Origin of the sequence: Flagellimonas algarum, assembly GCF_040513375.1 — a bacterium.
GTDB lineage: Bacteria > Bacteroidota > Bacteroidia > Flavobacteriales > Flavobacteriaceae > Flagellimonas_B > Flagellimonas_B algarum.
The window spans coordinates 390,025-407,328 of the sequence record NZ_JBEVTG010000001.1 but is presented as its reverse complement, the minus strand read 5'-3'; the positions used below and the strand labels follow the sequence as shown (position 1 = coordinate 407,328).

The 17,304-nt window shown below is 46.5% G+C and carries 16 protein-coding genes and 1 tRNA gene; 10 read left to right on the top strand and 7 right to left on the bottom strand.

Translation table 11 applies throughout. From position 1 onward, the window contains the following. Positions 1-11: 11 nt before the first annotated feature. The 5 genes from ABV409_RS01905 to ABV409_RS01885 are packed head-to-tail and all read left to right on the top strand — an operon-like array spanning position 12 to position 5,457. Complete coding sequence (locus ABV409_RS01905) at positions 12-1,217, top strand: glycosyltransferase family 2 protein (protein ID WP_353875848.1); 1,206 nt, start codon at positions 12-14, stop codon at positions 1,215-1,217. A gap of 6 nt (positions 1,218-1,223) precedes the next feature. Then, positions 1,224-2,384, top strand: a complete 1,161-nt coding sequence (locus ABV409_RS01900) for a glycosyltransferase family 4 protein (protein WP_353875847.1) — start codon at positions 1,224-1,226, stop codon at positions 2,382-2,384. Further along, positions 2,381-3,586 (top strand): glycosyltransferase, encoded by a 1,206-nt coding sequence (locus tag ABV409_RS01895; RefSeq protein ID WP_353875846.1) that lies wholly within the window; start codon positions 2,381-2,383, stop codon positions 3,584-3,586. Before ABV409_RS01900 ends, ABV409_RS01895 begins: the two co-directional genes overlap by 4 nt. 10 nt (positions 3,587-3,596) lie before the next feature. After that, the gene (locus ABV409_RS01890) at positions 3,597-4,235 is read left to right on the top strand and encodes an acyltransferase (protein WP_353875845.1); all 639 of its coding nucleotides are present in this window, start codon (positions 3,597-3,599) and stop codon (positions 4,233-4,235) included. Between the two features lie 10 nt (positions 4,236-4,245). Beyond that, positions 4,246-5,457, top strand: a complete 1,212-nt coding sequence (locus tag ABV409_RS01885; RefSeq protein WP_353875844.1) for a glycosyltransferase family 2 protein — start codon at positions 4,246-4,248, stop codon at positions 5,455-5,457. On the opposite strand, the gene ABV409_RS01880 is transcribed toward ABV409_RS01885, so the two are convergent. Beyond that, positions 5,454-6,590, bottom strand: a complete 1,137-nt coding sequence (locus tag ABV409_RS01880) for a hybrid sensor histidine kinase/response regulator (RefSeq protein ID WP_353875843.1) — start codon at positions 6,588-6,590, stop codon at positions 5,454-5,456. The genes ABV409_RS01885 and ABV409_RS01880 overlap by 4 nt on opposite strands. 222 nt (positions 6,591-6,812) lie before the next feature. On the opposite strand from ABV409_RS01880, the gene rfbB reads away from it, so the two are divergent. From rfbB to rfbD, 4 genes are read left to right on the top strand one after another with little or no spacing between them, the layout of a single operon-like run. Beyond that, positions 6,813-7,850, top strand: coding sequence for a dTDP-glucose 4,6-dehydratase (gene rfbB, locus ABV409_RS01875; RefSeq protein ID WP_353875842.1), 1,038 nt, complete (start codon positions 6,813-6,815; stop codon positions 7,848-7,850). Positions 7,851-7,878: 28 nt separating this feature from the next. Continuing rightward, entirely contained in the window at positions 7,879-8,736 is an 858-nt protein-coding gene (gene rfbA / locus ABV409_RS01870) for a glucose-1-phosphate thymidylyltransferase RfbA (protein ID WP_353875841.1), read from the top strand. A gap of 2 nt (positions 8,737-8,738) precedes the next feature. Then, complete coding sequence (gene rfbC, locus ABV409_RS01865; RefSeq protein WP_353875840.1) at positions 8,739-9,290, top strand: dTDP-4-dehydrorhamnose 3,5-epimerase; 552 nt, start codon at positions 8,739-8,741, stop codon at positions 9,288-9,290. Between the two features lie 9 nt (positions 9,291-9,299). Then, on the top strand, positions 9,300-10,166 hold the full coding sequence (rfbD, locus tag ABV409_RS01860; protein ID WP_353875839.1) for a dTDP-4-dehydrorhamnose reductase: 867 nt from the start codon (positions 9,300-9,302) through the stop codon (positions 10,164-10,166). Here the strand turns inward: rfbD and ABV409_RS01855 are convergent. The 4 genes from ABV409_RS01855 to ABV409_RS01840 all read right to left on the bottom strand — a co-directional run bounded on the left by ABV409_RS01855 (position 10,163) and on the right by ABV409_RS01840 (position 15,419). Next, the gene (locus ABV409_RS01855) at positions 10,163-11,263 is read right to left on the bottom strand and encodes a DUF4407 domain-containing protein (RefSeq protein ID WP_353875838.1); all 1,101 of its coding nucleotides are present in this window, start codon (positions 11,261-11,263) and stop codon (positions 10,163-10,165) included. The two genes, rfbD and ABV409_RS01855, sit on opposite strands and share 4 nt — an antisense overlap. A gap of 202 nt (positions 11,264-11,465) precedes the next feature. Next, positions 11,466-13,574: a M56 family metallopeptidase gene (locus tag ABV409_RS01850; protein ID WP_353875837.1), complete on the bottom strand. Its 2,109-nt coding sequence runs from the start codon at positions 13,572-13,574 to the stop codon at positions 11,466-11,468. Between the two features lies 1 nt (position 13,575). Then, entirely contained in the window at positions 13,576-13,941 is a 366-nt protein-coding gene (locus ABV409_RS01845; RefSeq protein ID WP_353875836.1) for a BlaI/MecI/CopY family transcriptional regulator, read from the bottom strand. Positions 13,942-14,030: 89 nt separating this feature from the next. Further along, complete coding sequence (locus ABV409_RS01840; RefSeq protein WP_353875835.1) at positions 14,031-15,419, bottom strand: dipeptidase; 1,389 nt, start codon at positions 15,417-15,419, stop codon at positions 14,031-14,033. A 108-nt stretch (positions 15,420-15,527) separates the two neighbouring features. Between ABV409_RS01840 and ABV409_RS01835 the strand changes: the two genes are divergently transcribed. Beyond that, positions 15,528-15,609: transfer RNA gene (locus ABV409_RS01835), tRNA-Leu, on the top strand. A gap of 132 nt (positions 15,610-15,741) precedes the next feature. Here the strand turns inward: ABV409_RS01835 and ABV409_RS01830 are convergent. Continuing rightward, entirely contained in the window at positions 15,742-16,800 is a 1,059-nt protein-coding gene (locus ABV409_RS01830; RefSeq protein WP_353875834.1) for an alpha/beta hydrolase, read from the bottom strand. A 365-nt stretch (positions 16,801-17,165) separates the two neighbouring features. Next, complete coding sequence (locus tag ABV409_RS01825) at positions 17,166-17,294, bottom strand: hypothetical protein (RefSeq protein WP_353875833.1); 129 nt, start codon at positions 17,292-17,294, stop codon at positions 17,166-17,168. Positions 17,295-17,304 lie beyond the last annotated feature (10 nt).

Below are 17,304 nucleotides of genomic sequence, written 5' to 3'. Positions count from 1 at the left end.
AAAGACTTCGGATGGACGTTTTACAGATTGTGCTGAATAGTTTCGAATACATCATCATAGGGTATTTTGGCTTTGCGTCCATCTACGTCTTTCTTTTTTCCTTTGCCGGAATCTTCAAACCGAAGAAGAAAAAGGAGATCTTACACAAGCAACGCCGTTTCGCGGTGTTGATTCCAGGATATAAAGAAGACAACGTGATCGTCGAAGTAGCGCGACGGGCTTTGGAACAAAGCTATCCCGAAGACCTCTTCGAAGTGGTCATTATCGCCGATTCGTTTCAGGAACTCACTTTACACAAATTACGGAAGTTACCCATTCGATTGGTCGAGGTAGCTTTTGAAAAAAGTACGAAATCAAAAGCATTGAACAAGGCCATGGAAGTCATCGGCGATGAATACCATGTAGCCCTTGTTTTAGATGCTGACAATGTCATGGAGTTTGATTTCATCGAGCGTATCAACGGCGCGTTCAATCAAGGGTATAAGGTCGTTCAAGGGCATCGTATGGCCAAGAACCTGAATACCCCTATGGCGATTTTGGATGCCATCAGTGAAGAGATCAACAACCACATTTTTAGAAAAGGGCATCGTGCGCTCGGGCTATCATCGGCCTTAATCGGGTCTGGAATGGCCTTTGATTACCATTTTTTCAAATCGACCATGGCTAAGGTCAATGCCGTAGGTGGTTTCGATAAGGAACTCGAATTGAAATTACTTCGTGAAGGCAATACCATTGCGTATTTACATGATGCCTTGGTATTGGACGAAAAAGTGCAGAAATCGGAAGTTTTCGCCAACCAAAGAAAACGATGGCTGTCTGCCCAATTCATTTATTTCAAGCGTTTCGCTGCTTCCGGATTACGCGAATTGCTCCTGCGGGGAAATGTTGATTTTGCAGACAAGGTGTATCAAATGGTTTCACCGCCACGGGTACTCCTGCTTGGTTTGACAACGCTGATTGCCGCGGTATACGCGATGTTCGACTTGTTGTTTCCCAGTATGGTTACTGCCGTTCCTGCATCCTTATGGTACGGTACTTGGGCCTTGGTCGTGTTGGCGTTTATCTTCGCCGTTCCACGTTCTTTCTACAGCCTTAAAACCGTGAATGCCGTAGCAAGCCTTCCCAAAGCATTCGCCCTGATGTTCTTTTCATTGTTCAAATTGAAAGGGGCCAATAAAAAATTCATCCACACCCAACACGGAACCGTAAACACCTGAACGAACATGAGAATCGGAATCGAAGGACAACGGCTTTTTAGGAAAAAGAAGCATGGTATGGACATGGTCGCCCTAGAGCTGATCAAGAATCTACAACGCATTGACCATCATAACGAATATGTGGTTTTCGTCAAACCTGATGAAGACGATACTTGCATCCCCGAAGCACCGAATTTCAAGGTGGTCGAACTGACTTCCAAATTTGGGTATCCCGGCTGGGAACAGATCGAGCTTCCCAAAGCCGCCTATCGGGAAAAATGTGATGTGTTGCACTGTACGAGTAATACCGGTCCGCTTTTTTGTAAGGTGCCTTTAGTGACCACCCTGCACGATATCATTTATCTTGAAAGCATCAGTATTTTCAAAAAAGCCGGAACCTGGTACCAGAAACTGGGTAATATGTACCGGCGCTATTTCGTGCCCCCGGTCATCAAGAAAAGTAAAAAGGTCATTACGGTCTCCAACTATGAAAAACACCGGATCAACAAGTATTTCGGTTTTCAAGACGACCGTCTGACTGCCATTTACAATGGGGTGGGTGCTCATTTTGAGAAAGTCACCCATGCTGCGACCTTGGCAGCGATAAAAAAAGAATTCAACCTGCCCGAACGTTTCTTTTTCTTTTTGGGGAATACCGACCCTAAAAAGAATACCAAAGGGGTGTTGCAAGCCTTTGCCGATTTCGATACACGCTATCCCGGTAAGTATCAATTGGTGATGTTGGATTACGATGAATCGGAATTGGCCAAATTGCTCGCTGGGATCGGTGCGCCGCAATTGCGTGATTCGATCCATTTGACCGGTTATGTGCCGAACGAAAAACTACCGGCGATCATCAGCCAATCCGAGGTATTCCTCTATCCATCACTCCGTGAGAGCTTTGGAATTCCGATTCTGGAAGGGATGGCGTGTGGGGTGCCGGTCATCACATCGAACACTTCTTCAATGCCTGAAGTAGCCGGCGAGGGGACCGCTTTGATCGTGGATCCTTTCGACCCCAAGGCAATTACCCAGGCCATGTGTGATTTGATCGAAGACAAGATGTTGGCCGATTTGCTGGTCGAAAAGGGCATCGAGCGGGCCAAGGAATTTTCTTGGCAGGCGATGGCCACCAATGTTCTCGAACTCTATGAATCGGTCTATAACGAAATTCTGGAAACATCATGATACAGGGTCGTGACATCATTGTAATGGGCATACAAGCCTGGGATATCGAAATCGGTAGCAATTGTAAGAACATCGCCACCCAAATGGCGAAACACAATCGGGTACTCTACGTGAATCCACCTATGGATCGGGTTTCGAGGTATAGAGAACGGCATACGGAAAAGATCAAGAGGCGATTGGCGATCAAAAAAGGTCGGTCGGATGATTTGGTCGAATTGGGTGAAACGTTTTGGAACCTGTATCCGAAAACCATAACCGAGTCGATCAATTTCATCAAGAACAAAGCGGTATTCGATTTTTTTAATTATGTCAACGCTAAGCGTTTCACCAAGGATATTCGCTCGGCCATCGAACGATTGGGCTTTACGGACTATATTGTATTCAATGACAGTTCGATGTTCCTAGGCCAACACATCCGCGATTTGCTCCGCCCTTCATGCTACGTTTATTACATGCGTGATTATTTGACAAAGAACCCCTATTGGCGAAAAAACGGAGTGCGGTTAGAGCCTAGATTGATTCAAGATGCCGACTGTGTGGTGAACAATTCAACCTTGTATACGGAATATGGCAAACAGTTTACCGAGCATTCGTACATGGTCGGTCAAGGTTGTGATACGACCTTGTTCAATGATGAGCTACGTGACATCGGGATTCCTGCCGATCTGGAAAAAATCCCAGGGCCGATTATTGGTTATGTCGGCTTTTTGAGCAGCCGTCGTTTGAGTATTGACATCTTGGTCCATATCGCCAAAGCACGTGCTGACTGGAGCATCGTTCTAGTCGGCCCTGAAGACGACGCCTTCAATACTTCGGAGCTGCATGAAATCGACAACGTTTACTTTTTAGGAAGCCGTGATGCTTCCGAACTTCCGAATTATATCAAAGGCTTCGATGTGGCGATCAATCCGCAACTGATCAACGATGCCACGATGGGGAATTACCCCAGAAAAATCGACGAGTACTTGGCCATGGGAAAGCCTACGGTAGCTTCGGCGACCAAGGCCATGGAATATTTCGAGGCCCATACCTATCTCGGTAGAACCCCCGAAGATTATGTCTTGTTGATCGATAAGGCCTTAAAAGAGGACTCAACTACACTGCAAAAGCATCGAAAAGCCTTTGGACTGTCGCACAGTTGGGAGAACAATGTGAATGAAATCTATAACTGCATCAACCGGGTAACCCCCGCTTCGGCCTAAAACATTGGTTATGGGAATAGTCGCTAAGATCAAATCGAATCCAAAATTGAAGCAATGGGCCCTTTTGGCCATTGCACCTAAACGGAACCCCCGACCACGGTTGTGGGTACGTTGGTTTTTGAATCCATTGAAACACAAGAAAGGCAAAGGGGCGGTCGTACGCCGTCGAAGCAGGATCGATGTTTTCCCGTGGAAACGGTTTGAAATCGGCTCATTGACCACTATTGAGAGTTTTTGTACGGTCAATAACGGGTCCGGTGACGTATTGCTCGGCGACCGGGTCAGGGTCGGTATCGGTAGTGTAATCATCGGACCGGTGACCATGGGGCACGGATCCGGACTGGGGCAACACGTGTTCGTCTCCGGATTCAATCATGGCTATGCCGACGGCAGCAAGAATTCGAGTGAACAACCGTTGGATATACGGCCTACCGTGATTGAAGAAGAAGCCCATATCGGGGCCAACTGCGTGGTTTTGGCCGGAGTGACCATCGGGAAAAGGTGTCAGATCGGTGCGGGTAGTGTGGTCACCAAAGACATTCCGCCCTTCTCCATAGCAGTGGGTAATCCGGCTAGGGTGATCAAACAGTTCAACCATCACACCGGGGAGTGGGAGCGTGTAGCTACGAAAAAAGCGGTAACGGTTTAAAGAAAGGATTATGAAGGCATTACAGGTATTTTTTTGGATAGCATTGTTCCTAATTTTCTATTCCTATCTCGGATATGGCTTGTTGCTTTTCGCGATCATCAAGATCAGAAGGGCCTTAGGTTTGGGTAAACCCTTTGAAGGGAATGAGGATTATGAACCCGAGGTGACTTTATTCGTCGCCGCCTATAACGAAAAAGACTATTTGAAAGCGAAGATCGATAACTCACGCAGCCTAAGATATCCAAAAGACAAGGTAACCCAACTTTGGGTCACCGATGGTTCCGATGACGGCACCCCTGAACTCCTCAAGACCTATGAAGACGTCGAGGTATTGCACGAGCCGGCTCGAAACGGAAAGATCGCGGCCATGAACCGGGGCATGCGCTTCGTAAAGACGCCCATCGTCATTTTCTCTGATGGCAATACGGATTTGGGTGCCGAATCGATACAAGAAATCGTTAAACTTTTCCGCAACCCGAAAGTAGGTTGCGTTTCAGGCGAAAAGAGGATCTATTCCAAAGAGGCCGATAGTGCGGCCGGTGCCGGTGAAGGCATGTATTGGCGCTATGAGTCACAATTGAAAAAATGGGATGCCGAACTGTATTCGGTGGTCGGGGCAGCCGGTGAGCTCTTCGCCATTCGCACCGACTTGTGGCAAGAAGTCGAAAAAGATACCTTACTCGATGATTTCATGGTATCCTTACGGGTTGCCATGCAAGGGTTTACCATCCAATATAACCCAGATGCCTATGCCATCGAGAACGCCTCGGCGAACGTGAAGGAAGAACTAAAACGAAAAATCCGAATTTCAGCTGGAGGTATCCAATCGGTGGTACGGTTGGCGCCATTGTTGAATCCGTTCAAATATGGTACACTATCGTTTCAATACGTTTCGCATCGGGTGTTACGGTGGACATTGACCCCCTTACTGTTGTTATTGATCATTCCGGCCAATTTGATTTTGGCTTTGGATGAAGGGCTTTTTTCTTTCGGGATTTTTAGTCTGTTGTTCTGGGGCCAAGTGTTGTTTTACACTGCGGCTTTGACCGGTTGGTTTTTGGAAAACCGATCGATACGGCTGAAGGTCTTGTTCATTCCGTATTACTTTTTCATCATGAACCTCTCGGTATTTTTAGGATTCGGCCGGTATTTGAAAGGTAACCAATCAGTGAATTGGGAGCGGGCCAAACGTAGCGAAGCCCCGACCGAGGCTGTGGTTTAGGCTGAAACCTTTTCACCCACCGGAAGGTCGAAATAGAAGGTGCTTCCTTTTCCCACCGTGCTTTTGATTTTTAGTTGCCCCCCGTTCTTATTGACGAAATTTTGGCAAAGTACGAGTCCGAGACCCGTGCCCGGTTCTTTTTCGGTTCCCAATTTGCTGAAGTGTTCGTTAGGATTCAAGATCTTCGGTATGTCTTCTTTCGGGATCCCTTCCCCATTGTCCTCTACTTCGACCACCATTCGCTCGTTTGATTCCGATGCCTTGATGCATATTCTACCGTCGACCGGCGTGAATTTGATGGCGTTGGAAACCAAATTTCGAAGCACCGTCTTGACCGTATTCAGGTCGGCATGGACAAAGGTATGTTCGGGAACCTCGTTGATCAAAATGATTTTCTTGTGTTCACTACCCAATTTCAATAAGCGAAAAGTCTGTTCGACGATATCGTTCAAATCAAGGTTTTCAGGAATGACTTGTATTTGGCCACTTTCCGCTTTGGCCCAGCCCAATAGGTTCTGCAGCAGGTTCAGAGCCTCATCCATCGTTTTGAGCAATTCGTAGACCGTTTCATCCACAAAGTTATCGGCCTTAGGGTCGATGATCCCTCGCATGATGAAATCCATTTTCAATTTCGCGGCACTCAAGGGAGATCGAAGGTCGTGCCCGATGATCGAGAACATACGATCTTTCAAGGCATTCGACTGCCGAAGGTTCTCGGCCTGACGTTCGATTTTGTATTTGGCCCGCCGTAACTCGACATGGGCCTCGATGCGGGCGATCAACTCTTGCTCATTGAAGGGTTTGGTAACGTAATCAACGCCCCCGACTTCGAAACCCTTGACCTTGTCTTTCACTCCGACCTTTCCGGTTAGGAAAATTACGGGTATATCTTCGTATTCCTTATACGATTTAAGCTTTTGACAGAGCTCAAAACCTTCGATTCGGGGCATAATCACATCGAGAAGAATCAAATCGGGTTTTTTTTCTTCCAAGTATTTGAAAAACTTTTCGTCATCACTCGTACCTTTGAATTCAAATTCATTACGTTCAAGGATAAAGCGAATTAGTTCGAGATTGAGTTGCTCATCATCGACAGCAAGGATGTAAGGAGCCGAACTGTTCTTTTTTGTCATTTAGGTAAGCTTGTCCAATACTAAAGTAAGAAAAACATTTCAAGGAGAATAAGGGTATTCTTTTATATCGTTGCAAAATATGGTAACGCTATCATAATTGATCGTAATAGCTTATATTATGTTATCTACCAACAAAAACCAGTCTTTCACAACATAAATTGATGCAGCTATAAAAGTAGGATTATATTTACAAAAATGAATTTCTAAATTTAAATTCGGGGAATGACACATATTTTGGTTACTGGGGGCGCAGGATTTATTGGCAGCAACTTCGTGCCCTATTTCTTAGAGTCCAATTCAAATACTCATTTAGTTAATATCGATGCCCTGACGTATGCAGGAAATCTTGGTAATCTAAAAGAGGTTGATGGTCATAGCAGATATACCTTCATAGAAGGAGACATATGTGATCGTGAACTGGTAGAAAAGATTTTCAAGACCTACGACATAAAGGGGGTAATCCATTTTGCGGCTGAATCGCATGTTGACAATTCGATAACCAACCCGGATGCATTTATGCAAACGAATATCTTCGGTACGTTCAACCTGATCGATGTAGCTAAAAAATATTGGATGGTTGGCCCGGGTATCTACAAGGAGGCTTACAGGAATTCAAGATTCCATCATGTCTCTACTGATGAGGTTTACGGTACCTTGGGAGATGAAGGTTTGTTTATGGAAACGACCCCATATGCACCTAACAGTCCGTACAGTGCTTCGAAAGCTTCTTCCGATTTCATCGTCAGGAGTTATCACCACACTTACGGTATGAATGTCGTCACGACCAATTGTTCAAACAACTACGGTCCGAAACAACACGACGAAAAGCTGATACCGACCATCATTCGAAAGGCCCTGGCCCTTGAACCGATTCCTATTTACGGCGATGGTTCGAACATTCGGGATTGGCTCTACGTTTTGGATCATTGTAAAGGAATTGCACTTGCTTATGAAAATGGTAAGTCTGGAGAGACTTACAATATCGGTGGCAGAAATGAAAGGAACAACCTATATATTGCCAAGAAGGTCTGTGATTTGCTGGATGCGAAAAATCCGCGTTCCGATGGCCAATCCTACCAAGCATTGATCACCTATGTCAAGGATCGCGCAGGGCATGATTTTCGATATGCCATCGATGCCTCAAAAATAGAAGATGAATTGGGATGGAAGGCCGATGAGAATTTTGAAACGGGTATTGAAAAAACCATTGAATGGTACTTACTACGTTATGTAAATGATTCCGGATCGGAATTAGCTTAAGGCTTAAAAGAATTACTTCAAGAAAAATATGAAAGGAATAATATTGGCCGGTGGTTCCGGCACGCGTTTACATCCGTTGACTTTGGCGGTAAGCAAGCAATTGATGCCGGTTTATGACAAACCGATGATTTATTACCCCTTGTCAACGTTGTTGGAATCGGGTATTTGGGAAATATTGATAATCTCTACCCCACATGATCTTCCACTCTTTCAAAAGTTATTGGGCGACGGTAGAAAATACGGTTGTCGCTTTGAGTATGCGGTTCAAGCTGAACCTAATGGCTTGGCAGAGGCGTTTATCATCGGTGCCGATTTTATCGGAAAGGATAAGGTCGCTTTGATTTTGGGGGATAATATTTTCTATGGAACCGGATTGGAGAACCTATTGCAATCGAACAACGACCCCGACGGGGGAATTATCTATGCCTATCATGTGCATGATCCCGAGCGTTATGGGGTAGTTGAGTTCGATGAAAAGGGCCAGGCGATTTCAATTGAGGAAAAGCCTCGAAACCCGAAATCCAATTTCGCCGTTCCTGGTATTTATTTTTACGACAATGAAGTCGTCGATATAGCTAGGAATATTGAACCCAGTGCCCGTGGCGAACTTGAAATTACCGATATCAATCGGGAATACCTTAGACGAGGTAAGCTAAAAGTCAGTATCATGGACCGAGGAACGGCCTGGTTGGATACAGGTACTTTCGCCTCATTGATGCAGGCCGCGCAATTCGTTCAGGTCATTGAGGAACGACAGGGACTCAAGATCGGGGCGATTGAATCATCGGCATATAAAATGGGGTATATCACGAAAAACCAATTCAAGAAACTCACGGAACCTTTTATTAAAAGTGGGTATAGTAAGCGATTGCTTGAAGTATTGTAAATATGAAAATAAGGGAAACCGACATACAAGGTTGTTTTATTTTGGAACCCACGGTTTTTGAGGACGAACGAGGCTATTTTTTTGAAAGCTACAACCAAAAGCAGTTTGAGAAAGAAACGGGTATGCAACCCTTTTTCGTTCAAGATAACCAATCAAAATCATCAAGAGGAGTACTGCGGGGATTGCATTACCAACATGGGAAACACGCACAAGCAAAATTGGTCAGGGTTCTTGAAGGTGAAGTATTGGATGTGGCCATAGATGTTCGTCCAAATTCTAAAAGTTACGGTGCCGTAGTAAGTACGCGCCTTTCATCAGAGAATAAAAATCAGATGTTCGTGCCACGAGGTTGTGCACATGGCTTCGTGACTTTGAGTGAGAGTGCCATTTTTTTCTATAAATGCGACAACTTCTATAATAAAATGGCGGAAGGGGGCATTATATATAACGATCCGGCGTTCGGCATTGATTGGATCTTGGAAGACAAAGAACTGATCATTTCGGCAAAGGATAAGGTGCTGCCTACCTTTGCGGAGGCCGTTCCTAATTTTTAAATACCAGCTATGAATATTCTTGTTACGGGGTCTTCGGGCCAATTAGGAAGCACGATCAAAACCTTGGCGGCCGATGCCGATAAGGGGTTGAATTTCGTCTTTATGTCATCTTCCGATCTCGACATCACCGATTTCGATGCGGTACATGAGGCCCTGACGGCCAAGCATTACGCGTATTGCATCAATTGTGCTGCCTTTACCGGTGTCGATCAAGCCGAAAGTGATACGGAACTTGCCCAAAAAGTCAATGTGACCGGGGCACGTAACCTGGCCATGAACTGTAACGAGACCAGCACGGTATTGATCCATATTTCTACCGATTTCGTTTTCGACGGTTACTTGAACGTCCCGTATAAAGAAGAAGATATCGCGAGGCCCATTGGTTTTTATGGCGATACGAAGTATAAAGGCGAACGAGCCATCATCAATAACCTTGAAGAACATTTCATCATTCGAACATCTTGGTTGTATTCCGAACACGGACACAATTTCATGAAGACCATGATCCGATTGGGCCAAGAACGCGATGAGCTCTCCGTGGTCTATGATCAGGTGGGCACGCCGACTTATGCCCATGACCTAGCCAACGTTTTACTGTACATTATCAAGGCGCATAGCATCGACTATGGGGTCTACAACTACAGTAACGAAGGGGTGGCCAGCTGGTATGATTTCGCCAAAGCCATTTTTGATGGTCAAGGCATCGAGGTCGATTTGAAGCCTATACGATCCGAGGCATTTCCAACGCCAGCCGAACGTCCCAAGTTCAGTGTTCTGGATAAGGAAAAAATCAAGAACACCTTCAATCTGTACATCCCGCATTGGCGAGATAGTCTGGCCGTGGCTTTAAAGGCACATGCCAAACTACAGGTCTAAAGCCCTTTGACCTGAACATCGTGGAATGCGTCTGCCTGTAGCCGTAAAAGTTCTTCGGCTTTTTCCTTCTTATACCGGTACAAGGCCTCTTCCGATTTGATATCGGCATAGATGTCTTCGTTGATGGCCGCATCGGTCGATAGCAATAATTTACGTTGTTCCACTTTCTGAGTAACCCATGTGGCAACCACACTTTCGCCCTCTTCTAAGCGGTAGTCGTATTCCCCTTTCGGGGCTAAGAGTTTGGCGATGATCGGTGCCGTTTCGATAGCAAGGAACAACAAAAAGATAAAGAACGAAGGAAACCATGGTAATTTCCCCAATGCATTGATTCGGGCCATGAGTCCGTCAAAGCCATCAATGACCGGTTGCGAGGCATTGACTGCGGCTTCGTAATCGGCGTTGAGCGCGGCGATCTCCGCCTCCTTGGCGGCGATTTTGTCCCCGTTGGTTTGTTTCAGTGATTGTAATTCGGCCAAATAGGCATCGTGTTTTTCGCGTTTTTCGGCATAGACAGGTCCTTTTCCCAAAAGCCCGGTACCAGCGGTACCTTCCGCTTCGGAGATGTACACATCGTACAGGGCATTGGTCTCGGCCTCCTTTCTGATGATCTCCCGTTTGAGACCAGCGATTTCCTCATTCAAGGCATCCACTTTGGGGGTGTATTGCAGGGCCAATTGGTTCTGATTGGCCAAGGTCATCGCGTTTTTTTCTTCCAATAGGACTTGATTGATTTCCTTCTCGAATATCTTCATCTCCAATGGTTTCGAAATGACAATGGCAATGATGATCGCCAGTACGATACGCGGGGCGGCCTGCAGGAGTTCACTTTTGAACGAATCCTTTTTCTTGATGGTCGAGACGATATACCGGTCCAAATTAAAGATCAGTAATCCCCATATAAAACCGAAGAAAATTGCGGTATAGACATTGTCGAAAACGGTGTACAGGGCATACCCGCTTGCAATAAAGGCCATGACCGCGGTAAAGAATACGGTGGCCCCGATACCGGCATACTTATTTCGTTCGCCGTTGGAACAGGATTCAAGAATCTGGGTGTCGGCCCCGGAACAAAAAATAAAAAAGCGTTGCAACATAATAGTGTTCGTTTAGGATTTGATTTTGATTCAATGCGTGCCTATCGGTATTGGAAAGGCCATGGAAGGTTGGTGTTGGCCTTAAGCAATACGTGGGATGATGATAGGATAACGCTATTAGAACGCGGTATTTTGGGATTTGTTACAAAAAAGCCTTCAAAATGAAGGCTTTATTGGTTTTTTAAGGGGACTAGGGAGCAACCTATGATTTGACCCGGATTGGTTCGCTAGTGATTTTGACCACCGGCCGTTTCGAACTGGCCCCCGTCGTTTCTACATTCAAATTCTTGTTCTTTTTAAGCAGCTCAATGGCCTGATCCGATGAGATTTCCTTTCCCCCGTAGTAAAAGGAAGCGCCTTTTTTAGCCATGGCCACGATGTGATCTAATGGGGCCAAGGGGGCAGGTGGTGGTGGAGGTGGAGGTACCCTTTTTCCGTCAGCCGGGGCTTTGGTGCTTGTAGGCGGCGGTGGAGGGGGATCCAAGTCCGTTCCGGTATTGGGAGTCGGCGGTGGCGGTGGTGGTGGTTCGGGTAAATCCGGAAAAGGTTCCGCGTCGGCCTTTTGCTTATCGGTCATCAACCCGTAGATCGAAGTCATCATTTTGACCTCTTGCATCGAAATGCGCATATGGTCGCGCGACATGCTGTTGTATTTTTTGGCTAAGGCGTTGTACGTTTTCATTTGTTCGCGGGTAGCCCCTTCTTGGGTCGGCTTTTTGAACACTTTGGCATTGGTCTTAACTTCGAAGCGAGCCGCTTGCCCGGTTACGGGGGTCATTCCAGTGACTTCATGGCGTTGCAGTAGCCCATTGATTTTAAAGGCCGGTATCGTTATGGCACCATTGATTGAAACGAGATCCTCCCTGCTATTGAGTTTGAGGGCCCCATCTTCGTTCACGAGGTAAGGGCTGCCATCGATTTCAATAAAAACGGCTAGATTGCCTTTTTTGGCCGCTTCTAGGCGTCTGTTCGATTCCAATCGGGTCTTAAGCGGCTGAAAACTTTCAAGGAGCAGGGCATAATCCAAGTTGCGATTGGTCGAGAGCAAATGGCTGAACTGGGCTTGCTCCGACTGCGTTTTTCGTAGTCCGAAATAGTAGGTTGACTGTAACGTACCCGGCAGTGGACCCCAGTGTTCACGTTGTACCAGGGATCGGTAATCTTCCTTTCTTATCTCGAATTCGAACCGGATATCCCCTTCTTTCGCAATAGGCATATCGGCCTTGAAATACCCATGGGCATCCGTGGTACCCAATAGGGCGCCGGTTTGATCGTAAATACCGGCATTTTCCAAGGGTTCGAAAGTCTCCGTATCCAAGATCAATCCTGCAAATTCCATGGTCCGTTCCCCAACTGTCGGTAAGAGGGTCCGATCCATTTCGGAAAGGCTTGATGTCGGTTCGGGATCGGAGGTCACCCGGGTTTCGATTTTGGAACCACTGAACCCGTAAAGTAGGGCCAAAACAAAGGGTACCGCAAGCAGGCACCTTAAGTACATCGATTTTTTAGAGGTCTGTTTTCTCATGACTGTTAAACGTTTTTTGATTGATGAATAAGTAATGGCGTTCGCCATTGTAATTGACTGATATTTTTTTTCGCTGGTTTCCGATAAAAAGGAAAGCAAGGTATTTTGATAGGTTTTGGTCGGTATGCGCTGATTGAGCACGGCATTGTCGGCCAAGAACTCATGGTTGAGTTTGATGTTCTTTTTGAAGAGATAGAACAAGGGGTTGAACCAAAAGAGCAAGTGTATGATTTCTATGAACAACACGTCGATACTATGCAACTGTTTGGCGTGTGTTTCTTCATGGATGATGACCGCTTTGGGAATCTCCTTTTTTTCAACGGCTTTCTGGTTCAAAAAGATATACTTGAAAAAGGTGTGGGGCGGTAATTGTTCACGCAAAAGCACCCTGATGATGGCATGCTGTCTCGCTTTCGGGTTGTTTCGTATCCGGGAAAGGATCTGCCAAAGGTGTTTGACGAACCGGAAACCGAAGACCACCAATCCCAAAGCGTATAAGGTGCCCAGCAAAAGAGGCCAATCGATTACATCCATATCAGTGGCGACCTCACCGACTTGCGAAACCTCGGGTTCAAGTATCGGTGCCGTCTCTGAGACGGTCGTTTCGGTAGGCGTCACTTCGACATATTCGGTGAACACGATGGCAGGGATGGTCAAAGAGGCCACCAAAGCCCCAAGCAGGAAAAAGCGTTTGAAATGATGTAGGTTTTCCTTTTCCAATAAGAACTGGTAAAAGATCAAAAAGGCGGCCATACAGGCCGATGATTTCAGCAAGTACTCCAACATCTTATTTGTTTTTGATTTGTTCGTCGATCAGTTGTTTCAGCTCTTCCAGCTCAGCTTTGCTCAAGTCGGTTTCCTTGGTGAAAAACGATGCGAACTGACTGGCACTGTCGTTAAAGAAGTTCTTGATAAGCCCGTTCACGTGCTTGGCGAAATAGTCTTTCTTTTTGACCAGCGGGTAATACTGCCGCGAACGGCCGTAGCTCGTATAAGCGACGAATCCTTTGTCGGCCATCCGTTTCAACAGGGTAGCAACGGTGGTAGTGGCCGGTTTAGGGTCGTCATAAGCTTCCAATAGATCTTTCATAAAGGCTTTTTTCTGCCTCCATAAAAAATTCATCAACTCTTCTTCTGATTTTGACAACTGCATATTCTACATTTCTAGAATTAACTCTACAAACATAGAATAAATATTTAAACTCTACAAGTGTAGAGTGAAAATTTTTTGAAAAAACGGTTTTAGCGGTTCAGTTCCGTATAATACTGGTAGAAATACGGAATGGTCTCGATCCCTTTCAAGAAGTTCCATACCCCGAAATGTTCGTTCGGCGAGTGAATGGCATCGCTATCAAGGCCGAAGCCCATTAATATCGTTTTGCTGTTCAAGACCTGCTCAAAAAGGGCAACGATCGGGATACTACCTCCTGTTCGTTCAGGAACCGGGACTTTTCCGAAGGTTTTTTCGTAAGCCATGGCGGCCGCTTTATATCCCACGCTGGTGGTCGGCGTTACATACGGCAAACCACCATGGTGCGGGGTCACCTTGACTTTGACCCCGGCTGGGGCAATGGCTTCGAAATGGTCGGCGAACAGCTTGGTGATCTCATCGGGATCCTGATCCGGTACCAAGCGCATCGAAATCTTGGCATAGGCTTTACTGGCGATGACCGTTTTGGCCCCTTCGCCCGTATACCCGCCCCAAATACCGTTCACATCGAGTGTCGGACGTATCGAATAGCGCTCTGCGGTCGAGTACCCCGCTTCACCATAGACATCGCCGATATCCAAAGCCGCCTTGTAATTTTCTAAGTTGAAGGGAGCTTCAGCCATATGGGCCCGGTCTGCATCGGTCAGTTCTTCGACCTTGTCATAAAATCCGGGTATAGTGATGTGGTTGTTTTCATCATGGAGGGAGGCGATCATTTTCGAAAGGATGTTGATCGGGTTCGGTACCGCACCCCCATAGATTCCGGAGTGCAGGTCACGATTGGGCCCCGTAACCTCGACTTCCACATAACTTAGTCCGCGAAGTCCGGTAGTAATGGACGGGATGTCGTTGGCGATCATCCCGGTATCGGAAATCAAGATGATATCATTGGCCAACTTCTCCTTATGGTCCTCCAAAAAATCGGCAAGGCTATCACTGCCAACTTCTTCTTCCCCTTCGATCATGAATTTCACGTTGCAGGGAAGGTGATCGTTTTTGATCATGTATTCGACGGCCTTGACGTGCATGTACATTTGCCCTTTGTCATCACAGGCCCCTCTTGCGAAAATGGCCCCATCAGGGTGCAATTCGGTCTTTTTGATAACCGGTTCGAATGGCGGTGATTCCCAAAGGTCCATCGGATCGGGAGGTTGCACGTCATAGTGGCCATAGACCAGAATGGTCGGTAATGCCGGATCGATGATTTTGTCGCCGTATACCACGGGATATCCTTTGGTCTCACAGATTTCGGTATGCTCACAGCCTGCTTCGTCAAGTGCGCGTTTAACGGCTTCGGCCGTGTTGATAACGTCTTGCGAATAGGCCGTATCGGCACTGATCGAGGGTAATTTGAGTAAATCGATCAATTCATTGACGAACCGATCTTTGTTTGCGTTGATGTAGTCGTTGATTTCTTGCATGTTGTGATAAACTGGAAGACTAAAAGTACTAAAAAGAAGTTTTTGGAACGGGCCCGGGTGACAATTGAAAAATTCAAGTATATTTGCAACCCGATTTCAACGAAATCCGCGGGTGTGGTGGAATTGGTAGACACGCTAGACTTAGGATCTAGTGCCGCAAGGCGTGGGGGTTCGACTCCCTTCACCCGCACAAATGAAAAGCCTGGTCAATCAAACGGCCAGGCTTTTTTGTTCCAACGCTTCTCCAGCTTCCCGATTGCAATTGAACCAAGACACGGATGTTCCGTTTCAGCATCAGTGAAGCATCACTCACCGTTTTCGTCTATTCGACGAGTGCCTCCAACCATTGGCCCATAGCTTGGTAATACCCTTTGCATTGGGCATAATCGAACTTTGAAAGGTCTTCATTGATGCCACCGGTTTCGCATTGTTGCATAGTGTGGTTTCCGTTAGCAAAAGTCTTAATGCTTAAATCGGCTTTTGGGTTGATGCCGATGGTTTGGCGATACAATGCCAGGGTGCTACGCCAGTCGATTTGGGAATCCTTTTCCCCACAGATAGCCAAGACAGGAAGATCGATTTTGCGCAAAAGGGAATCAAAATCCTCGACCATGATCGCCAAATGGGTCGTGGGGTGGTATTGGGTATCCCCGTTTTGATAGAACCCTTGGACCGCCTTAAACGATGCTTCGGTAAACGCAAACCCGTCCGCATTGAAGTAGGGGTCTTCCATCAGGTTCGGAATCGCATCCAAAAAGACATCCAACGACTCCCCTCCGTTCACCAAGACTTTTTGATAGTGGTCCCATTCCTTCATCAGTTGGGCGACTTCCGGTTCGGTCCTTCCCTCAATTTTCAGGTTGGCTTGCAACATATATCGGGAATTTTCAAATTGATCGGTACCGCTGACCGATATCCAAAAAGCGAGTGAAGGGTCTTTGGCGAGCAATACCGGGCAGATCCAACCTGCCCTACTGATACCCCAGAGTCCGATGCGATCCGATCCCTTGACCCGCATGCTCCTGATTTTTCCCATTGCCGCCAAGGCCTCTTCCGCACTACTATCGATGGATTGCTGATGGTTGTACGTGCCACCGCTTTTTCCGCAACCGGCCTTGTCCCAAAAGGCTACCGCATACCCGATTTGGGTAAAGTAATCGCGTAAACCGCCATACTCGGAACCGGCTATGAAATCAGTGGGCCCGTGACCCGGAATTAGAACGATCAATCCCTTCGTTTTGCCGGCAGGGATTTCAACGCTTCCGTTATAAGTGACGTCATTGTATTCAAATTGTAGGGCCAGCCGTTCGACTTGACCGAAAACCGGGTTGCAGCTACTAAGAAGCAATGCAAGCCAGATCAAAAGGATGTTGGACTTCATTGGAATATGGATTTTTTGATTGATGGGTAGTTGGTCGGTTTGATGGAACATCGGATTTGTCCGGTATCCCGCGCCACGGCCAATCCCCTTGTTTTTGATACAATGCTAAAAAGATTTCCGACCAACTGGCCTTGCCTTGGTGCTGCATCCGTCCAAAAAAAAAATACTGGACGATATTTTGCTTTTAACCCTCGTGATAAGGAAAGGGGATTCCCATTTAATTAAGTATACGTGGATTGAACTTGGGTGACGCCCAACCCCAGGTCATGGGTTTGGGGATCCATAATGTAGCTATGGGGATGCTTGAAATACTGCAAAAAAAAACCTCCCGTGGGGGAGGTTTTGTCTTACGTGATCATAGTGTTTTAAAATATACCCAAAAGGTCTAAAACTACACATACGGGAATCGCGATCAAAATCGCGACAAGGGCAAAGATCATCAGGCGTAAAAAGCCTTCCAACATGCCCATTCCCATTGAAGATTCATTTGCCATGATTAGGATT